This window comes from Kribbella sp. NPDC104218 (genome assembly GCF_055584105.1).
The window spans coordinates 1301116-1320136 of the sequence record NZ_JBVJMQ010000003.1 but is presented as its reverse complement, the minus strand read 5'-3'; the positions used below and the strand labels follow the sequence as shown (position 1 = coordinate 1320136).

General features: G+C 70.0%; 16 protein-coding genes and 1 riboswitch. Of the genes, 14 read left to right on the top strand and 2 right to left on the bottom strand.

Annotation, left to right across the window (positions count from 1 at the left end; all coding sequences use genetic code 11):
* Nucleotides 1–2 precede the first annotated feature (2 nt).
* From ACZ6ZD_RS30815 to ACZ6ZD_RS30790, 6 genes are all read left to right on the top strand, one after another.
* Nucleotides 3–494 carry a bifunctional nuclease family protein gene (locus ACZ6ZD_RS30815; RefSeq protein WP_465677420.1) on the top strand — a complete coding sequence of 164 codons (492 nt, stop codon included), beginning with the start codon at nucleotides 3–5 and terminating at the stop codon, nucleotides 492–494.
* A gap of 302 nt (nucleotides 495–796) precedes the next feature.
* Nucleotides 797–1303 (top strand): MerR family transcriptional regulator, encoded by a 507-nt coding sequence (locus ACZ6ZD_RS30810; protein WP_465677491.1) that lies wholly within the window; start codon nucleotides 797–799, stop codon nucleotides 1301–1303.
* Between the two features lie 20 nt (nucleotides 1304–1323).
* Nucleotides 1324–1416, top strand: a riboswitch (glycine riboswitch).
* Nucleotides 1417–1490: 74 nt separating this feature from the next.
* On the top strand, nucleotides 1491–4322 hold the full coding sequence (gene gcvP / locus ACZ6ZD_RS30805) for an aminomethyl-transferring glycine dehydrogenase (RefSeq protein ID WP_465677419.1): 2832 nt from the start codon (nucleotides 1491–1493) through the stop codon (nucleotides 4320–4322).
* 27 nt (nucleotides 4323–4349) lie between these two features.
* Nucleotides 4350–5651 carry a serine hydrolase domain-containing protein gene (locus tag ACZ6ZD_RS30800; protein WP_465677418.1) on the top strand — a complete coding sequence of 434 codons (1302 nt, stop codon included), beginning with the start codon at nucleotides 4350–4352 and terminating at the stop codon, nucleotides 5649–5651.
* Nucleotides 5652–5738: 87 nt separating this feature from the next.
* On the top strand, nucleotides 5739–7307 hold the full coding sequence (locus tag ACZ6ZD_RS30795) for an IucA/IucC family protein (protein WP_465677417.1): 1569 nt from the start codon (nucleotides 5739–5741) through the stop codon (nucleotides 7305–7307).
* Nucleotides 7308–7385: 78 nt separating this feature from the next.
* Complete coding sequence (locus ACZ6ZD_RS30790; protein WP_465677416.1) at nucleotides 7386–8042, top strand: class I SAM-dependent methyltransferase; 657 nt, start codon at nucleotides 7386–7388, stop codon at nucleotides 8040–8042.
* 39 nt (nucleotides 8043–8081) lie between these two features.
* Here ACZ6ZD_RS30790 and ACZ6ZD_RS30785 read toward each other — a convergent pair whose 3' ends face one another.
* Both ACZ6ZD_RS30785 and ACZ6ZD_RS30780 read right to left on the bottom strand, forming a co-directional pair.
* Nucleotides 8082–9488 (bottom strand): metallopeptidase TldD-related protein, encoded by a 1407-nt coding sequence (locus tag ACZ6ZD_RS30785; RefSeq protein ID WP_465677415.1) that lies wholly within the window; start codon nucleotides 9486–9488, stop codon nucleotides 8082–8084.
* On the bottom strand, nucleotides 9485–11002 hold the full coding sequence (locus ACZ6ZD_RS30780) for a TldD/PmbA family protein (protein WP_465677414.1): 1518 nt from the start codon (nucleotides 11000–11002) through the stop codon (nucleotides 9485–9487). The genes ACZ6ZD_RS30785 and ACZ6ZD_RS30780 overlap by 4 nt, the downstream gene beginning before the upstream one ends.
* Before the next feature lie 62 nt (nucleotides 11003–11064).
* On the opposite strand from ACZ6ZD_RS30780, the gene ACZ6ZD_RS30775 reads away from it, so the two are divergent.
* The 8 genes from ACZ6ZD_RS30775 (at nucleotide 11065) to ACZ6ZD_RS30740 (ending at nucleotide 18837) form a co-directional block, all read left to right on the top strand.
* Nucleotides 11065–11610, top strand: a complete 546-nt coding sequence (locus ACZ6ZD_RS30775; RefSeq protein WP_465677413.1) for an RNA polymerase sigma factor — start codon at nucleotides 11065–11067, stop codon at nucleotides 11608–11610.
* A complete protein-coding gene (locus ACZ6ZD_RS30770) occupies nucleotides 11607–12263 on the top strand; it encodes a hypothetical protein (protein WP_465677412.1) in 657 nt (218 codons plus the stop codon). Before ACZ6ZD_RS30775 ends, ACZ6ZD_RS30770 begins: the two co-directional genes overlap by 4 nt.
* 21 nt (nucleotides 12264–12284) lie before the next feature.
* Nucleotides 12285–12899, top strand: a complete 615-nt coding sequence (locus tag ACZ6ZD_RS30765) for a hypothetical protein (protein WP_465677411.1) — start codon at nucleotides 12285–12287, stop codon at nucleotides 12897–12899.
* 365 nt (nucleotides 12900–13264) lie between these two features.
* A complete protein-coding gene (locus ACZ6ZD_RS30760; protein ID WP_465677410.1) occupies nucleotides 13265–14194 on the top strand; it encodes an ABC transporter permease in 930 nt (309 codons plus the stop codon).
* Nucleotides 14194–15192 (top strand): ABC transporter permease, encoded by a 999-nt coding sequence (locus ACZ6ZD_RS30755; RefSeq protein ID WP_465677409.1) that lies wholly within the window; start codon nucleotides 14194–14196, stop codon nucleotides 15190–15192. Before ACZ6ZD_RS30760 ends, ACZ6ZD_RS30755 begins: the two co-directional genes overlap by 1 nt.
* Entirely contained in the window at nucleotides 15185–16183 is a 999-nt protein-coding gene (locus ACZ6ZD_RS30750) for an ABC transporter ATP-binding protein (protein WP_465677408.1), read from the top strand. The genes ACZ6ZD_RS30755 and ACZ6ZD_RS30750 overlap by 8 nt, the downstream gene beginning before the upstream one ends.
* Nucleotides 16180–17154, top strand: a complete 975-nt coding sequence (locus tag ACZ6ZD_RS30745) for an ABC transporter ATP-binding protein (RefSeq protein ID WP_465677407.1) — start codon at nucleotides 16180–16182, stop codon at nucleotides 17152–17154. The genes ACZ6ZD_RS30750 and ACZ6ZD_RS30745 overlap by 4 nt, the downstream gene beginning before the upstream one ends.
* A gap of 6 nt (nucleotides 17155–17160) precedes the next feature.
* Nucleotides 17161–18837, top strand: a complete 1677-nt coding sequence (locus tag ACZ6ZD_RS30740; protein ID WP_465677406.1) for an ABC transporter substrate-binding protein — start codon at nucleotides 17161–17163, stop codon at nucleotides 18835–18837.
* The last annotated feature ends 184 nt before the right edge of the window (nucleotides 18838–19021 follow it).

Below are 19021 nucleotides of genomic sequence, written 5' to 3'. Positions count from 1 at the left end.
GAGTGCGCGAAGTCGACGTGGTCGGAGTCCGGGTTGAGATGCCCTCGAGTCAGCCGATCGTGCTGCTCCGAGAGGTCGGCGGCGAGCGGTACCTGCCGATCTGGATCGGCGCGGCCGAGGCGAGTGCGATCGCTTTCGCCCAGCAGGGGATGGAGCCGCCGCGCCCGCTGACGCACGATCTGTTCGCCGAGACCATCCGGCTGCTCGGGCACACGCTCAGCCAGGTCCGGATCGTGAACCTGACCGACGGCGTCTTCGAGGCGGTCCTGGTCTTCGACGACAAGACCGAGATCTCCGCCCGCCCGTCGGACTCGATCGCCCTCGCCCTGCGCACCGGGACGCCGGTGTACTGCACCGAGGAGATCCTCGCCGAGGCCGGGATCCCGGTCCCGGACAGCGAGGGCGGCGCCGACGAGGTCGAGGAGGAAGAGGAGGTCGAGCGCTTCCGCGAGTTCCTCGACCAGGTCACCCCCGAGGATTTCGACAAGAGCTGAGCACGTTTCGGCCTTGGGTACCGGCAAGACCGGGAAGGTAACGATTCGTGTGGGAGTCGCGACACGCTAGCGGCTCGGAGCGGTTGTCGTTGACCCTCCCAGGTCGGCGGCTTACCGTGAAGGAGTTGTGGGGTGCGGTAACTCCACGGAGGTAACTCGTTCCAGTCGGTATCCAGGGAGGCTCAGGCGTGACACGCACCGGCGACACGGATCTGACGGCGCAGACCACGTCCGAAGCACGAGCCGCGGCGGCCGCCACTGCCGGCGTGCAGGGTCTGCTCTTCGACGACGATCTGCGGCCGATGCCCGAGGATGTCGGCTTCCGCGGGCCGACGGCCTGCGCCGCGGCCGGGATCACCTACCGTCAGCTCGACTACTGGGCGCGCACCGGCCTGGTCTCCCCGTCGGTTCGCCCCGCGACCGGCTCGGGGACGCAGCGGCTGTACGGTTTCCGTGACGTCCTGTTGCTGAAAGTGATCAAGCGCCTGCTGGACGCCGGGATCTCGCTGCAGCAGATCCGGACGGCGATCGCCCACCTGAGCAAGCGCGGGATCGACGATCTGACCCAGATCACGCTGATGAGCGACGGCGCCTCGGTGTACATGTGCACCTCGCCGGACGAGGTCATCGACCTGCTGGCCGGCGGCCAGGGCGTCTTCGGTATCGCGCTCGGCGGCGTCTGGCGTGAGGTCGAGGGCTCGCTGTCCGAGCTGCCGACCGAGCGCGCCGACGGTCACGGCGAGGACGACGGCGAGAGCCACGCCAGCGACGAGCTGGCCGCCCGCCGCCGGGCTCGCATGACCGGCTGAGGTACCCTCGTTCCAGCTGTTCACCGCACTCGGGAGAGTCCCGTTCATCCAGCGGGCGCCGAAGGGGCAATTCCTCCCCGGAACCTCTCAGGCCCATGGACCGGGTGCGTCAGGCGACTCTGAAGCGTGCGTCCGCGCCGTGACAGAGGGGGAGGCCACCGGAAGCGACTAGCAACGGAGCCTCTTGATGACCGAAATATCAGCCATCTTCGCCGACCGGCACATCGGGCCGCGCCCCGATGAGGTCGCCCGGATGGTCCAGCTGCTCGGGTACGCCGACGTCGACGCGCTCGTGGACGCCGCCGTCCCGGATTCGATCCGGATCGCGGAGCCGCTGCGGCTGCCGGAGCCGGCGTCCGAGGTGGACGCGCTGACCGAGCTGCGCCAGCTCGCCGCCCGTAACAACGTCGCCACCTCGATGATCGGCCAGGGCTACTACGGCACGTTCACGCCGTCGGTGATCGTCCGCCGCCTGGTCGAGAACCCGGCCTGGTACACGGCGTACACGCCGTACCAGCCGGAGATCTCCCAGGGCCGCCTCGAGGCGCTGCTGAACTTCCAGACCGTCGTCTCCGACCTGACCGGTCTCCCGACCGCGAACGCGTCGCTGCTCGACGAGGGCACCGCGGCGGCCGAAGCCATGACCCTGGCGCACCGGTCGAACCGCAAGAGCAAGTCGAACCGCTTCCTGGTCGACGCCGACACCTTCGCCCAGACCATCGCGGTCGTCGAGACCCGCGCCGAGGCGCTCGGGATCGAGGTCGTCGTCGCGGACACCACCGACGGCCTGCCGCAGGGCGACTTCTTCGGCTTCCTCGTCCAGTACCCGGGCTCGGGCGGCGTCGTCCGCGACCTGAAGCCGCTGATCGAGGCCGCGCACGCGCAGGACACGCTCGTCGCGGTCGCCTCCGACCTGCTCGCGCTGACCCTGCTCGAGGCGCCGGGGGAGGCCGGGGCGGATATCGTCATCGGCTCGTCGCAGCGGTTCGGCGTCCCGCTGTTCTACGGCGGCCCGCACGCCGGTTTCATGTCGGTCCGCGCCGGGCTGGAGCGCTCGCTGCCCGGCCGCCTGGTCGGCGTCTCGGTCGACTCCGACGGCGCCCCGGCGTACCGGCTGGCGCTGCAGACGCGTGAGCAGCACATCCGCCGCGAGAAGGCGACGTCCAACATCTGTACGGCGCAGGTCCTGCTGGCCGTCGTCGCGTCGATGTACGCCGTCTACCACGGTCCCGACGGGCTGAAGGCGATCGCGAACCGCGTCCACGACTACGCGGGCAAGCTGGCCGCGTCGCTGCGCGCCGGTGGCGTCGAGGTCGTCCACGGCGACTTCTTCGACACCGTCCTGGCCCGCGTCCCGGGCGCCGCCGCGGACGTCGTCGACGCCGCCCGGCAGAACGGCATCTGGCTGCGCGAGGTGGACGCGGACCACGTCGGCATCTCCTGTGACGAGAAGACCGATGTCGCCGCGCTGACCCGGGTCTGCCAGTCCTTCGGCGTCCAGTACGACGACACGCTCGCGGCCCCGGCCGTCGCGGTCGCGCGGACGTCGGAGTACCTGACCCACCCGGTCTTCAACACGCACCGCTCGGAGACGTCGATGCTGCGCTACCTGCGCAAGCTCTCCGACAAGGACTACGCGCTCGACCGCGGCATGATCCCGCTCGGCTCCTGCACGATGAAGCTGAACGCGACCACCGAGATGGAGGCGGTCACCTGGCCGGAGTTCGCCGACATGCACCCGCTGGCCCCGATCGAGGACGCCGCCGGCTACGTGAAGCTGATCAGCCAGCTGGAGCGCTGGCTGGCCGAGGTGACCGGCTACGCGAAGGTCTCCATCCAGCCGAACGCCGGCTCCCAGGGTGAGCTGGCCGGGCTGCTCGCGATCCGCGGCTACCACCGGGCCCAGGGCGACGAGGGCCGCAACGTCTGCCTGATCCCGTCCAGCGCGCACGGCACCAACGCCGCCTCGGCCGTGATGGCCGGGATGAAGGTGGTCGTCGTCAAGGGCAACGAAGACGGCACGATCGACCTGGCCGACCTGCGCGCCAAGGCCGACGAGCACGCGGACAAGCTGGCCGCGATCATGATCACCTACCCGTCCACGCACGGCGTGTACGAGGAGAGCGTGACCGAGGTCTGCCAGATCGTCCACGACCACGGCGGCCAGGTGTACGTCGACGGCGCGAACCTGAACGCCCTGCTCGGCCTGGCCAAGCCGGGTGAGTTCGGCGGCGACGTCAGCCACCTGAACCTGCACAAGACGTTCTGCATCCCGCACGGCGGCGGCGGTCCGGGCGTCGGCCCGGTCGCGGTCGCCGCGCACCTGGCGCCGTACCTGCCGAACCACCCGCTGCTCGACCAGGCCGGGCCGGAGTCCGGCGTCGGCCCGATCAGCGCCGCGCCCTTCGGTTCGGCCGGCGTCCTGGCGATCTCCTGGGCCTACATCCGGATGATGGGCGGCGAGGGCCTGACCGCCGCGACGAAGAACGCCGTCCTGACCGCGAACTATGTCGCCAAGCGGCTCGAGAACGTCTTCCCGGTGCTCTACACCGGGGAGAACGGCCTGGTCGCGCACGAGTGCATCCTCGACCTGCGCCCGATGACGAAGGAGACCGGCATCTCCGTCGACGACGTCGCCAAGCGGCTGGTCGACTACGGCTTCCACGCGCCGACGATGTCGTTCCCGGTCGCGGGCACGCTGATGGTCGAGCCGACCGAGTCCGAGGACCTCGGCGAGCTGGACCGGTTCTGCGACGCGATGATCGCCATCCGGCACGAGATCGACCGCGTCGCCGCGGCCGAGTGGCCGGCCGACGACAACCCGCTGGTGAACGCGCCGCACACCGCGGCCTCGGTCATCAACGACAAGTGGGAGCACGCCTACACCCGCGAGGAGGCGGCCTTCCCGCAGTCGGTCGACCGCGCCTCGAAGTACTGGCCGCCGGTGCGCCGGATCGACGGCGCCTACGGCGACCGGAACCTGATCTGCTCCTGCCCCTCCCCGGAGGCCTTCGAGTAAGCCCGGTTCGAATTAGAGTTCGGTCCTATGACTGATGTCCGTCCCGACACCGCGGCCGCCCTGTACGCCGCGGTCGCTGCCGCTCAGAGTGAGACCAGAGTGCCGTCGCTGGCGGCCGGGGTGGTGCGGGACGGACAGCTGGTCTGGACGGGTGCGCGCGGGCGGTTCGCCACCGCGCACGGGCTCGAGCCGGGGCCGAACGTGCAGTACCGGATCGGGTCGATCACCAAGACGCTGACCGCGATCCTGGTGCTGCAGTGCCGGGACGAGGGGCTGCTCGCGCTGAACGATGCCGTGGGCAAGTATCTGCCCGGGATCGCGTTCGGTGAGCTGACCGTGCGGAACCTGCTGGCGCACTCGGGCGGGATGAACGCCGAGCCGGTCGGCCCGTGGTGGGAGCGCAACCCGGGGGTCTCGTTCGAGCAGCTGGTCGCGGCGATGGACGAGTCGCACGCGGTCGGCCCGGCTGATCGGCGGCATCACTACTCCAACCTCGGCTACGGGTTGCTGGCCGAGATCGTGGCCCGGGTGCGCGGCGCGTCCTGGCTCGACCTGGTGCAGCGGCGCATCCTCGATCCGCTGGAGATGCGGCGGACGTCGTACTTCCCGTTCGGCGCGGCGGCACAGGGGTTCTCGGTGCATCCGTTCAGCGGGCAGCTGGTCGAGGAGCCGGCGTACGACGCGGGCGCGATGGCGGCGGCCGGGCAGCTGTGGAGCACGGTCGAGGATCTGGCGAAGTACGCGCGGTTCCTGATCGATCCGGTCGCCGAGGTGCTCAGCCGGGAGACGATCGAGGAGATGGCGGCGCCGGCCGCGGCCGATCCGCGCGAGGCGCTGACGGCGTCGTACGGGCTCGGGTTGCGGCTGATCGCCGACGACCCGCATCTGTTCGTCGGGCACACCGGCTCGATGCCCGGCTTCCTGGCCGGGCTGTTCGTCGACCGTGCGCGCCGGATCGGCGCGGTCACCCTCGGGAACGCGACGAGCGGGCGGGTCACCTCGGTCGCGACCGAGCTGCTGACGACGCTGGTCAAGTACGAGCCGGCGGTCGCGCCGGAGTGGATGCCGGAGCCGGAGCTTGCCCAGGGCCACGAGTTGCTCGGCCACTGGTACTGGGGAAACAGCCCGCTGACGTTCTCGGTCGTGGCCGGCATCCTGCAGATGACGGGCGTGATGTCGACGCGGTTCTCGCCGGTCGAGCCGGATGTGTATCGCGGCCGGGACGGGTACTTCGCCGGTGAGCGGTTGCGGGTGGTCCGGCGCGGCGACGCGATCGCTCACCTCGACCTGGCCACCTTCGTGCTGACCAGGACGCCGTACGGCGAGTGAGGATGACCACGCGCGTCCGGCTGGTCACGGCGGCCGTTTCTAGTTAGGGTTCCCTAAGTAAGCGTTGCCTTACCAGGGAGAGTGGGCGTGACCTCGTCGACCGAGACGGCTGTTGCGGCGCATCTGAACGCGATTCTGCGGTGGTACACGCGGGAGGCCGGCGTGCCGGTGGCGTTCGGCGTCCTGCGGTTGACGGCCGGTGCGGCGACGGTGACTGCGCGCGTCGAGCACGCGTCGCGGACCGGCTGGCACCAGTTCACCGGCATCCTGGTGGACGGCGTGCCGCCCGCGCCCGAGGTGCTGGTCCGCGTGCTGTCGGCCGGCGCCGATCCGGCTGATGTCGACGACCTGGTGGCGCGGACGGCGGAGTCCGTGCGCAACGTCGCCCGGTTCGTCTCCGCGGGGGAGTGCGACCGCGGGCCGGGCCGCTTCCTGGAAATCGAGCAGGGGCTCCTGTTCGGGCAACTGAACCACCCGGCGCCGAAGAGCCGGGACGGACTGAGCGGCGCCGAGCTGGCGAGGTACTCGCCGGAGCTCGGCGGCCGTTTCGCAGTGCACTGGTTCGAGGCCGACACCGAATTGGTGTCCTCGGACCAGGTGGCCGGCGCGCCCTCGCTGCAGGGACTGGACGCTGTGCAGCTGATGGGCGCGCTGGCCGGTATCACTCCGTCGGGGGGCCGGGTGCTGATCCCGGCCCACCCGTGGCAGGCGGCCGCGCTGGTGCAGCGCCCGCGGGTAGCCAAACTGATCGCGGACGGCCGGGTCCGGGAGCTGGGCCCGCACGGCGCGCAGTGGTACCCGACGTCGAGTCTGCGCACGCTCTACCACCCGGACCTGCCGGTCATGCTCAAACTCTCGCTCGGCCTCCGCGTCACCGACACGAGCCGCGAGTCGACTCCGACCGAGCTGCGCCGCGGTGTGGAGATCTACCGGCTTCTCGACGCCGCCTACAACGCCGGTACGGCGACGGCGCACCCGCGGTTCACGATCGTCCGCGACCCGGCCTGGATCGCTCTCGACGAAGGCGGTCCGACGCTGACCGGCCTGGACGTCGCCGTCCGCGAGGTACCGCACGACGTCAACAGCTACGCCTGTCTGGCCGGTCTGGTCGCCCCGCGCCCGGATCGGATCAGCCGACTCAGCGAGTACGCCGGCGACGACCCGAGCGCCTGGGTGGCGGCGTACATCGACCACGTCCTCATCCCGATGCTGCACCTGTACGCCGAGACCGGCATCGGCCTCGAAGCCCACGGCCAGAACACGCTGGTCCGGCTCGACGGCCTCGGCCGGATCAAGGGCGGCGCGTACCGCGACAACCAGGGCTACTACCTCGCTTCGTCGTACCTGCGCGGTCTGTTGGCCGTCACCGGGCTGCGGGACTCGGCTCTGGTGGTGACCGACGACCAGGACGTCGACGACCTGCTCACCTGCAACCTGCTCCACAACCAGGCGCTGGCCGTAGTGGGCTGTCTGGCCGCGGATGGCATCGCCGACGAGTCGGAACTGCTCGACGTCGTCCGCGATCGCCTGATCCTTTCGCTGCCGCTCCTGCAGGCGGCCGGACCGGACGGCGACCGCCTGGCCCGCCGCTGGCTCACAGCGGACACTCTGCCGTGCAAACCCGACCTCCTCGCCCCGAACCCGCTCACGGCCTGACCCGCGCCCCGGGCCGGTGACGTAGGCTGGCGCGGTCTGCCGATCGTCCAGATCGGTGGGACGACCACGGGGAGCACCATGAATACTGGACACGTCGAGCTCGCACGGGCTCAGCAGGATCGCTGGGAGGCGGCGTATGCGCGCCATCCGCAGCTGCACGGGGCGGAGCCGTCGGCGGCCGTCCGCTGGGCCGCCGAGGCGTTCGGGGCCGCCGGCATCGATGACGTACTGGAGCTCGGCGCCGGCCACGGCCGGGACGCGCTTTACCTGGCAGCACAGGGCTTCAGCGTGCACGCCACCGACTTCAGCGAGACCGCACTCGACCAGCTGCGGCAGCACGCGCAGCGGGCCGGTCTCGACGACCGCGTGACGGCTGCGCTGCACGACGTCCGCGATCCACTGCCACCGGCCGACGCGACCGTGAACGCTGTCTTCGCGAACCTGTTGCTCAACATGGCTTTCACGCCAACCGAGCTGCAAACACTCCTCGGCGAGGTGCAGCGAGTGCTGCGGCCGGGCGGCCTGTTCGTGTACGCCGTCTGGTCGGCCGCCGACTCCTGTGCTCTTGACTGGCATGCCGTCGGCGACGGCCTGTCTGAACACGACGGCTTCGTCGGCCGCTTCTTCGACCGAGAGCTGGTCGACGACCTGTCCGCCGGCTGGCGGCCGGTCGACCTCACGGCTTATGCCGAGCCGCCACGCCAGCTTTGGCGGGTCGCAGTCGCGAAGAAATGAGCCCCGCGGACCTTGCTGGGTCCGCGGGGCGTTTGGTGCTCAGCTGGCTTGGCTGACGCTCGACATGTTGAAGTCGGGGACGAGCAGCGGCGGCGTGGCTGTGCGGGAGAACTCGTCGCCCCACTCACGGGAGAACGACGGGACCGTCGCACCGGCCTGGGTGAAGCGGGAGAGCAGGTCGACCGGGCTCTCGTTGAAGCGGAAGTTGTTGACTGCGCCGACGACCTCGCCGTTCTCGACCCGGTAGACGCCGTCCCGGGTGAGGCCGGTGACCAGCAGGGTCTGCGGGTCGACCATCCGGATGTACCAGAGGCAGGTCAGCAGCAGGCCGTCGTCCAGACCGGCGACCAGGTCGTCGGTCGTGCCGGTGGCGCCGTCGACGGACAGTGCGTAGTTGTCGATCGCTGGGGCCGCGGCTGGGGCGCCGATCAGCTCGGCGGTGTGCCGGCTGGTCATCAGCGTCTCGAGCTTGCCGCTGCGGATCCAGTCCGTCGCCGAGAGCGTGAGTCCGTTGTCGAAGACGCTCGCGGAGTCGCCGGACGCCTGCGCGATGGTGAAGGGGAAGGTCTCCAGCCCGGGCAGCGCCGGGTCGGAGCGCAGCTGGACGGCGTGCGGCGTCAGCGCCTCACCGACGCGCGTCCCGCCTGACGGCTTGGCGAACGCGCTGCGGCCCTCGAACGCGGACCGGCCGTCCAGCTCCCAGAACAGGTACGTCGTCAGGTCGGCAACCGCAGCCGGAGGCAGAACCGTCGCATGGCGGCCCGGCTCGACCGCTACGGTTCGCTGCGCCCAGCCGAGTCGGCGGACCAGCTCGGCGTCCAGCGCCAGCGGATCGATGTCAGCGAAGTCGCGCGTGGCAGCACCGGCCCACGCGGACTGGACGCGGTCGCCGGACTTTCCGGTCGCGCTGACGAAACCACGGGGGAGGGCATGCCGGATCCGCAGCCCAGCCGAGGAGCCGACGTACACCGTGACGACCTCATGGTCGGCGAAACCGAACAGCCAGCGCCCCTCGGACGTCGCCCGCTGCAGCGACTCACCCAGCGCCGGTGCGAACTTCTCGTAGACCGTCACCGACGTCTCGTCGGGTTCGTCGGCCCAGCTGTCGCTGACCGCGCCCTCGACCAGCGGCCGCGCGTCGTCGGCCGGACTGGCCGCCCGCGCGGTTGCGACAGCCGCCGCGATCAGCTCTGGCAGCGATACGTCCGTTACGAGCGATCGGCCGATGACTCCGGTCGCCGTGGCCTCACCTGCGCCGACAGTGGCGATCACGGTGACCTGCGAGCCGCGCATGGAGCCGTTGGTGGTCAGAGTGTTGTTGGCCCAGCGCAGGTTGGCGCTGGAGGTCTCGGTGACGATGATGACGCAGCCGTCGGCGCCTTCGGCCGCAGCGAGCTCCAGGCCGCGTTCAACCGTGTCCTGCGGGGTGAGCTGAATGGCGGTCACCGGCCGGCCTCCTGCGTGGTGTTGAGAATGTTGACGCCGCGGAACAGCGCGGACGGGCAGCCGTGGCTGACCGCGCCGGACTGCGCGGGCTGGGCCTTGCCGCAGTTCAGTGCGCCGTGCAGCACATACGTCTGGGGGCCGCCGACAGCTTCCATCGAGCCCCAGAAGTCGGTCGTGGTCGCCTGGTAGGCGATGTCGCGGAGCTGGCCGTCCAGCTTGCCGTTGGTGATCTTGTAGAAGCGCTGCCCGGTGAACTGGAAGTTGTAGCGCTGCATGTCGATCGACCACGACTTGTCGCCGACGATGTAGATGCCGTTCTCGACGCGGCTGATCAGCTCTTCGGTCGACGGACCGTCGGCGGCCGGCTGCAGCGACACGTTCGCCATCCGCTGGATCGGGATGTGGCCGGACGAATCGGCGTACGCACAGCCGTTGGAGCGCGGCGTACCGAGCAGCTCCTCGTTCACCTTCGCCATCCGGCGGTCGACCTGGTAGCCGACCAGGATGCCGTCCTTGACCAGATCCCACTGCTGGCCGGCGACGCCCTCGTCGTCGTACCCGACGGTGGACAGGCCGTGCTGCGCCGTCCGGTCGCCGGTGACGTGCATGACCGGCGAGCCGTACTTGAGGTTGCCGAGCTTGTCGGTGGTGGCGAAGCTGGTGCCGGCGTAGTTGGCCTCGTAGCCGAGCGCCCGGTCCAGCTCGGTGGCGTGGCCGATCGACTCGTGGATGGTCAGCCACAGGTTGCTCGGGTCGATGACGACGTCGTACACGCCGGCCTCGACGCTGGGCGCGGCCATCTTCTCGGCCAGGTAGCCGGGCATGCGGGCCAGCTCGTCGTCCCAGTCCCAGCCGGTGCCGGTCAGGTACTCCCAGCCGCGGCCGACGGGCGGCGCGAGGCTCGCCATCGAGTCGAACCGGCCGGTCTCGGCGTCCACCGCGAAGGCCGTGATGTCCGTGCCGGTGCGGACCCGCTGCTGCGTGTACGACGTGCCTTCGGTGTTGGCGTAGAACTTGCACTCGTGGACGAACGCGACGTGCACGCCGACATGCGCGACGCCGTCGGCCTCGAGCAGCCGGTCGCTGTAGCCGGTCAGCAGCGCGACCTTCTCGGAGCGCGGGACGCCGAACGGGTCGATCTCGTAGGCCGATACCCAGGTGACGTCGTCGTACACCGGCTCGTCGGCCAGCTCGATCGGCTCGGCGTTGATCGGCCGGGCGACCTGAGCCATGTGGACGGCCTGCTCGGCGACCTGGACGGCCTCATCCGTCGTCAGGGCCACTCCGGCCGCGAAACCCCACGTGCCGTCGTGGACGACGCGGACGGCCAGCCCGAGATCCTCGGTGTCGGTCGCGCTCTCCAGCACACTGTCGCGCAAGGCCAGCGACTCGTACCGGATCCGCTCCAGGCGGAACTCGGCGAAGGTGGCGCCCAGGTCGCGGGCCCGCTGCAGTGCGGCGTCCGCGAGCTCTTGTCTGGGCAGGGCAAGGAAGGACTCATCGACTTCAGGCACGTCGCCGACCTTATACACCGGAACCTACAGACGAGCTGCGGTGTAGTGACAATGACCAGAACGTGTCAGGAGGCCGCATCAGCGAGGTGGACGAGGTAGCGATCCTGGCTCGGGTGCGTGGCGGAGACTCCGCCGCGTACGGCGAGCTGGTGCTGCTGCATGCCCCGATCGCGAAACGGACGGCGGTCTTCCTCGGTGCGGGCGCGGACGCGGACGACGTCGTCCAGGAGGCGTTCGTGAAGGCGTACCGGGCGCTGGGGAGTTTTCGGAGCGAGTCGGCGTTCCGGCCGTGGCTGCTGCGGATCGTCGCCAACGAGACGCGGAACGCCGTCCGGTCCCGATCGCGGCGGAGTCGCCGTGAGGAGCTTGCTGCGCCGCTGGACGTCGTACTGGATCCGGCGGAGGCTGCTGTGTCGCTGGTTCGGCGTACAGAGCTGCTGGCAGCTGTTTCGGCGTTGCCGGAGCCGCAGCGGCTCGTGGTGACGTGTAGGTACCTGTTGGAGCTGGATGAGCAGGAGACCGCGGTAGTGCTTGGCTGGCCGCGTGGAACGGTGAAGTCGCGCCTGCATCGCGCGCTGGATCGGCTACGGAAGGAGGTGCCCGCATGAACCTGGACGACGAGCTACGGGCCCTCGGTCGCTCTGCCGTGGTCCCTCCGGTGGACGAATCGCTGACGGCCGCCGTACTGACGCGTGTCGCTGACATGCCGGTTCGGCGCCGGCTGCGCGACCGGTGGCGACTCTTCGTCGCCGGTCTGTGTGTACTGCTGGCTGGACTGGCGCTCACACCACCGGTACGGGCGACTGTCGCGGAGTGGCTGCGGATCGGGGGAGTGGAGGCGCAGCCGGTCGGTACTGCGCCCAGCACGGCGCCACCGATCCCTGTGGTCACCGGACGGTTGTCGTTGGAGGAGGCCGCGCGTACTGCTGGCTTCACGCCGGTCTGGCCGCAGGAGCTGGGCGCACCAACCGGTGTGGACGCGTCACCGCGATTTGTCGCGATGGGGTGGGACGGCGTCCGGCTGGAGCAGTTCCAGTCCGGGGTGTCACCGCTGTACTGGAAGAAGTACTACAACCAGATCGAGTACGTGCAGGCGGTTGGCGGCTACTGGTTCAGCACTCCGCATCAGCTGGTCCTTGTCGACCAACGCGTCGTCCGCATCGCCGGCCCGACGCTGGTCTGGGAGCGCGACGGCATCACCTATCGCCTCGAGGTCGCCGACAAGAGCCGCGCCATCCAGCTCGCGATCGGAACCTTCTGATCCGTCGCGGTGTATCCAGGTATGGCCCGACGATTCCTGGCACTGCTTGCCGCACTGCTCCTGCTGCCCGCCGTCCCGGCCCACGCCGGCGGCCCGACCAGCGTGCTTCTCAGCGCGCCCCCACGCGTCGTCGCGCTCGGGTACGACGATGCGCAGTACATCCGGTTGCTGAACCTCACCGATCCATCAGCCGCCCGCCCTGAGCCCAGCACGGGCTTCTACGAGGCCGGCGCCTTCGTCCGCGCCACCTGGCTCATCCACGACATGTCGGTCTACCGGCTCAGCCTCATCTACCCGGACGCGCCCGGCGGCCCCTGGATCGCCACCACAGAACTGCCCGGCGACAACAAACCCACCTGGCACCGAGCCGCCGACCCGGTCGCCCTCACCAAACTCCTCAGCGACCTCAAACTCCTCCCCGGCCAACGCAACGGCGAACCCCTCCGCACCGGCCCCACCGCCCCACCCCCACCCGCCGAAACCCCCCAACCCGCCACCCAACCAACAGCCGAAGTCTCCGCCGCCACCCCCTTCACCGGCTGGCGCTGGATCCTCCCCGGCCTCCTCCTCGGCGCAGCCCTCGCCGTCCTAGCCATCCGCCTCCTCCGCCCCCGCCGCTGGGACCTCACCGACTAACCACCCAAACACCTCCCGGAACAGACGCAGGCTGGTTGCTTCGTGGGCAGCCAGCCAGGAGGTCTGTTTGCGGCGGCGTCCTTGGTGGCTTGGACGAGGTCAGGTTGCTTCCGGCGGGTTGACGGCGAGCCGCCGAGCGAGAGGGCTGGTACGCCGCCAGAGTGGCCGTAGCGGCTGTAGTGGAGGACTCGGGGGCCGATGCGGAGCTCGTGGTCCATCTGCGGAGAGTAGCCGCGCGGCAGCCCCTAACCGAATCTGGAGTTATCGAGTCGAGATTCTCAGGATTCAAGACGGGGCAGTCGTGGTGGGAGGATGCGCTCTAACTTGTGTCGGCTGTTGGAAATTCAATCTCGTCGGGAGTGCTTGTGAGTTCGTCGGTCGCCGGGGCGGTCAGCCCGACCCGGCAGGCGTTGCGCCGGGTCCGGCGGGACCGGAGCGCGCGGGTCGGTCTGGTGCTGGTCGCGACCCTGATCGTGGTGGCGGCGGCGTCGCCGTTACTGGTGAAGCTGTCCGGGCAGGACGCGTTCACGTATCACATCGACCTGCTCGATCCGGCCCGCGGCAACGCGCCGCTCGGGCCGCTCGGCGGGGTCAGCGGCGCGCACTGGTTCGGCGTCGAGCCGCTGACCGGCCGCGACCTGTTCTCGATCGTGGTGCTCGGCCTGCGGACGTCGCTGCTGATCGCGATCGCGGTCACCGTCGTCACCACCGTGATCGGGACGCTGCTCGGGATCACCGCGGCGTACGTCGGCGGCTGGTTCGACGCGGTTCTGTCCCGGCTGCTGGACTTCCTGTTCGGGTTCCCGCAGCTCGTCTTCATGATCGCCCTCGGCATCGTCGTCCCGGCGAAGGTGCCGCGGACCTTGTTGCTGGTCGGCGTGCTGAGCGTCTTCGGGTGGGCGGGCCTGGCCCGGCTGATCCGCGCGCAGGCCCGCTCGCTGGTGACGCGCGAGTTCGTCGAGGCCGCGCGCAGCGTCGGCTCCTCCGGCTGGTGGGTGATCACCCGCGAGCTGCTGCCGAACCTGCTCGGCCCGGTGCTGGTGATCGCGACGATGGCGATCCCCGGCTACATCGGGGCCGAGGCCGCGCTGTCCTTCCTGGGCGTCGGCGTCCCGCCGCCGACACCGAGTCTCGGCCGCTCGATCTCGGACTCGATCGTCTGGGTCTACACCGGCGCCGACCCGTGGTTCATGGTCTTCCCCGGGATCGCGCTGTTCGTCGCCGTCCTCGGCTTCACCTTGCTCGGCGACGGCGTCCGCGACGCCTTCGACGTCCGGCTGCGGAGGACCCGCTGATGCCCGATCTGGTGTGGTTCGTCGTCCGCCGCCTGTTCGCGGCGCTGCTCGTCATGCTCGCGCTCAGCCTGGCCGTCTACCTGATCTTCTACGCGATCCCGGCCGACCCGGCGCATCTGTCCTGCGGCAAACCCTGTACGCCGGACCGCCTCGAGCAGGCCCGGCACTTCATGCAGCTCGACCAGAGCACGATGCAGCAGTACCTGAACTTCCTCCGCGGGATCTTCGCCGGCCGGACGTTCGGCGAGGGGCAGGCCGCGGTCCGCTGCGAGGCGCCCTGCTTCGGGTACTCGTTCCCGCTGGCCCGCCCGGTCGGCACGCTGATCGCGGACCGGCTCCCGGTGACCGCCTCGATCGCGCTCGGCGCCGCCGTCCTGTGGCTGCTGATCGGCGTCTCGCTCGGCGTACTCGCGGCGCTCAACCGCGGCCGCCTGCTCGACCGGCTCGCGGTCGGCGTCGCACTGATCGGGATCTCGACGCCGTCGTTCCTGCTCGGGCTGCTGGCGATCCTGGCCTTCGGGTTCTGGCTGAACATGGTCCCGGTGAACGGCTACGTCCCGCTGACCGAGAGTCCGGTCGACTGGGCCTGGCACCTGATCACGCCGTGGCTGGTGCTCGCGCTGATCCAGGCGGCGTCCTACATCCGGCTGACCCGCGCGCAGATGCTCGAGGAGCTCAACCTCGACCACATCACCACCGCGCGGGCCAAGGGCGCGGGGGAGAAGCGCGTCGTCGTCTCGCACGGGTTGCGGGGCGCGCTGGTCCCGATCGTCACGTTGTTCGGCCTGGATCTGGGCGGCCTGCTCGGCGGCGCGATCCTGACCGAGAAGGTGTTCAGCATGCAGGGCCTCGGCGAGCTGCTGATCAGCGCGGTCGGCCAGCTGGACGTCGCCGTCGTTGTCGGGGTGACGCTGTTCTCGGCGTTCCTGATCATCCTGGCGAACCTGGTGGTGGACGTCGTCCACGGTGTGCTCGACCCGAGGGTGAGTCATGGCTGAGCCGATTCTCGAAGTCCACGACCTGCGGGTCACGTTCACGACCGAGGGCGGGCCGGTCCCGGCCGTCGACGGGATCGACTTCGCCGTCGCGCCGGGGGAGACGCTGGCGATCGTCGGCGAGTCCGGATCCGGGAAGAGCGTCAGCTCGGCCGCGGTGCTGGGCATCCTGCCGCCGAACGCGGAGGTGTCCGGCGAGGTGCTGCTGGACGGCCGCGAGCTGGTCGGTCTGGAGGCGGACGAGCTGCGCAAGATCCGCGGCAACGACATCGCGCTGGTGTTCCAGGACGCGCTGTCGGCGCTGAATCCCTACTACAGCGTCGGCTGGCAGGTCGCCGAGGCCTACAGGCTGCACCACGACGTCTCGAAGAAGGTCGCGTACCGGCGGGCCGTCGAGATGCTCGACAAGGTCGGCATCCCGGACGCCGCGCGCCGGGCCAAGAGCTACCCGCACGAGTTCTCCGGGGGAATGCGGCAGCGGGTCGTGATCGCTATGGCTCTCGTGAACGATCCGCGGGTGCTCATCGCCGATGAGCCGACGACGGCGCTCGACGTCACCGTGCAGGCGCAGATCATGCAGCTGCTGGCCGACGTCCAGGAGGAGTTCGGGACGGCGCTCGTCCTGATCTCGCACGACCTCGGCGTCGTCGCGGAGGTCGCGGACGACGTCCTGGTCATGTACGCCGGGCGCGCGGCCGAGCGTGGGACCGTGCGCGACCTGTTCTTCCGGGCGGCGCACCCGTACAGCCTCGGCCTGCTGGGCGCGATGCCGCGGATCGACGTCCCGCCGAAACACCGGCTGACGACGATCCCGGGCAGTCCGCCGTCCCCTGGTTCGATCAGCACCGGCTGCCCGTTCCAGCCGCGCTGCGCGTACACCGAGCGAGTTGGTGAGCGGTGCATCACCGAGCGGCCCGAGCTCACGCCGCGACCGGGTGAGGGTGACCACGAGGCGGCCTGCCACCTCGGCCGCCGTCCGGAGGTGCTGGCATGACTGAGGAGCTGCTTCGGCTGGACGGCGTCCGGAAGTACTTCGGGCTGCGGGGCGCGCCCTGGCGCGCGGCCCAGGCGGTACGCGCGGTGGACGGCGTCAGCTTCGTCGTCCGCAAGGGGGAGACGGTCGGGCTGGTCGGCGAGTCCGGGTCCGGGAAGTCGACGCTGGCGCGGGTGGCGACGCGGCTGCTCGATCCGACCGCGGGCCGGGTAGAAATCGGCGGCAAGGACGTCACGCGGATGCGCGGCCGGCGGCTGCGGCCGATCCGGCGCAAGGTGCAGATGGTCTTCCAGGACCCGCAGGCCTCTCTGAACCCGCGGCAGTCGGTAGGGACGATTCTGAGTACACCGTTCCGCGCACAAGGGACGCGGCCGACGCGAGCGCAGCTGGTCGAGCTGCTGCAGCAGGTCGGGCTGTCCGAGGAGCATCTGGAGCGGTACCCGCACGAGTTCTCCGGCGGGCAGCGGCAGCGGATCGGCATCGCCCGCGCGCTCGCCGTCAGCCCGGAGCTGCTGATCTGCGACGAGCCGGTGTCGGCGCTGGATGTGTCGGTGCAGGCGCAGGTGCTGAACCTGCTGGCCGATCTGCGCGACGAGCTGGGCCTGTCGTACGTCGTCGTCGCGCACGACCTGGCCGTCGTCCGCCAGGTGGCCAGCCGGGTCGCGGTGATGTACCTGGGCACGATCGTCGAGGAGGGGCCGTCGGACCAGGTCTACAACGCGCCGGCGCACCCGTACACGAAGGCGCTGCTGTCAGCGGTCCCGGTGCCCGAGCCGGGCGCCGTCCGGGAGCGGATCGTGCTGACGGGCGACGTCCCGACGCCGATCGCGCCGCCGTCCGGCTGCCCGTTCCGGACGCGTTGTTACAAGGCTGAGGACGTCTGCGCCACCGAACGACCGGTCCTGGAGCCGGTCGCGGGCCAGACCGAGCACCTGGCCGCCTGCTACTTCCCAGAGCCCCCCACCTCCTGAGAGGACATGATGAAACACATCACCCGAGCGGTCGCGGTCGCGGCCGCACTGGCGTTGGCGGCGACCGCCTGCAACGCCAACAACAACAGCACTTCGCCGAGCGATGCGTCGGCCGGCGGTACAGCAGGCGGCACGCTGCAATTCCTGAGCACCAGCAAGGAAATCAGCTTCGACCCGGCCAAGAGCCAGAACCTCGGCACCAGCGCGATCCACCTGATCCTGCGCGGTCTGACGGCCTGGAAGACCGACCCGGCCAAGCCGACCGAGCTGATCCCGGACCTGGCCACCGACACCGGCCAGACCACCGACGGCGGCAAGACCTGGACCTACAAGCTCAAGCCGAACCTGAAGTACGCCGACGGCTCGACGATCGTTGCCGCCGACATCAAGTACGGGATCGAGCGGTCCTTCGCGCCGGAGCTGTCCGGCGGTCTGGGCTACCACAAGTCGCTGCTGATCGGCGGCGACAAGTACACCGGCCCGTACAAGGGCGCGTCGCTGGACTCCGTCGAGGCGCCGGACGACACCACGATCGTCTTCAAGCTGAACAAGGCGTTCGGCGACTGGCCGTGGGTGGTCAGCATGCCGGCGTTCTCGCCGGTGCCGAAGAAGGCCGACACCGACCCGGCCCACTACGGCGAGAAGCCGCTGGCCAGCGGCCCGTACCAGGTCAAGACCTACACCCCGGGCTCGAAACTCGAGCTCGAGCGGAACCCGAACTGGGACAAGGCCAGCGACCCCGCGCGGACCGGTCTCCCGGACGCCTACGTCTGGCAGATGGGCCTGGAGTCCAACACCGTCAACCAGCGCCTGATCCAGGACTCCGGTGACGACAAGTTCGCCGCCGCGACCGGCGTCAGCGTCCCGGCCGCGCTGATCCCGACCGTCACCGGCAACCCCGCCGTCAAGGCTCGCGTCGCGACGTCGCCGTCCGGCGCCCTGCAGTACCTGGCGATGAACAACAAGCGCCCGGCGCTCTCGAACCCCGAGGTCCGCAAGGCGATCCAGTACGCCGTCGACAAGCAGGCCGTCCAGGTCGCCGAGGGCGGCCCCGAGTTCGGCGGCGAGATCGCCTCGACGCTGATCACCCCCGGTATCGACGGCTACGCGAAGTACAACACCTACGAGGCCCCGCCGGCCGGTGACCCCGAGAAGGCCAAGCAACTCCTGGCCGCCGCCGGCGTCAGCAACCTCCGCCTCACCCTGGTCGCCGACAACGCCAACGGCCTCCCCGTCGCCCAGGCCATCCAGCAGGGCCTCAAGCGCGCCGGCATCACCGTCGACATCAAGCCCCTGGACGCCGAACCGCTCAGCGACCTCATCACCGGCAACAAACCCGACTACGACCTCACCGTCTCCAGCTGGCTGCCCGACTTCCCCAGCGCCCTGGGCAACATCCAGCCCCTCTTCTCCACCTCGGAAATCGGCAACGGCGGCTACAACATCTCCCGCTACTCCAACCCCGCCGTCGACACCGCCATCAACGCGGCCACCGCCGAACCCGACAAAACCAAAGCTGCCGCCGCCTGGTCCGCCCTGGACAAGCAGATCATGAACGACAGCCCCCTGGTCCCCCTCCTCTACGCCCGCAACGCCTTCCTCCACGGCTCCAAAGTCCAGAACTTCTACCTCCCCTCCTACCCGCCGTACCCCAACACCCTCATCCTCGCCCTCACCAAATAACACCCCAAGAGCCGGCTGAGCCTCACCAAACCCTCAGCCGGCTCTGGCGAAGGACAAGATCGCAGGGAGAGCGGACCAGGTGGTCGCGATCAGCTGAGTGTCAGCTTCCGGCCATGGGGTACTGCGGGTATACGACGGGTTCTACCGTGAGGCTGGTTTACCTACCTATCGGTTAGGAGCTGGA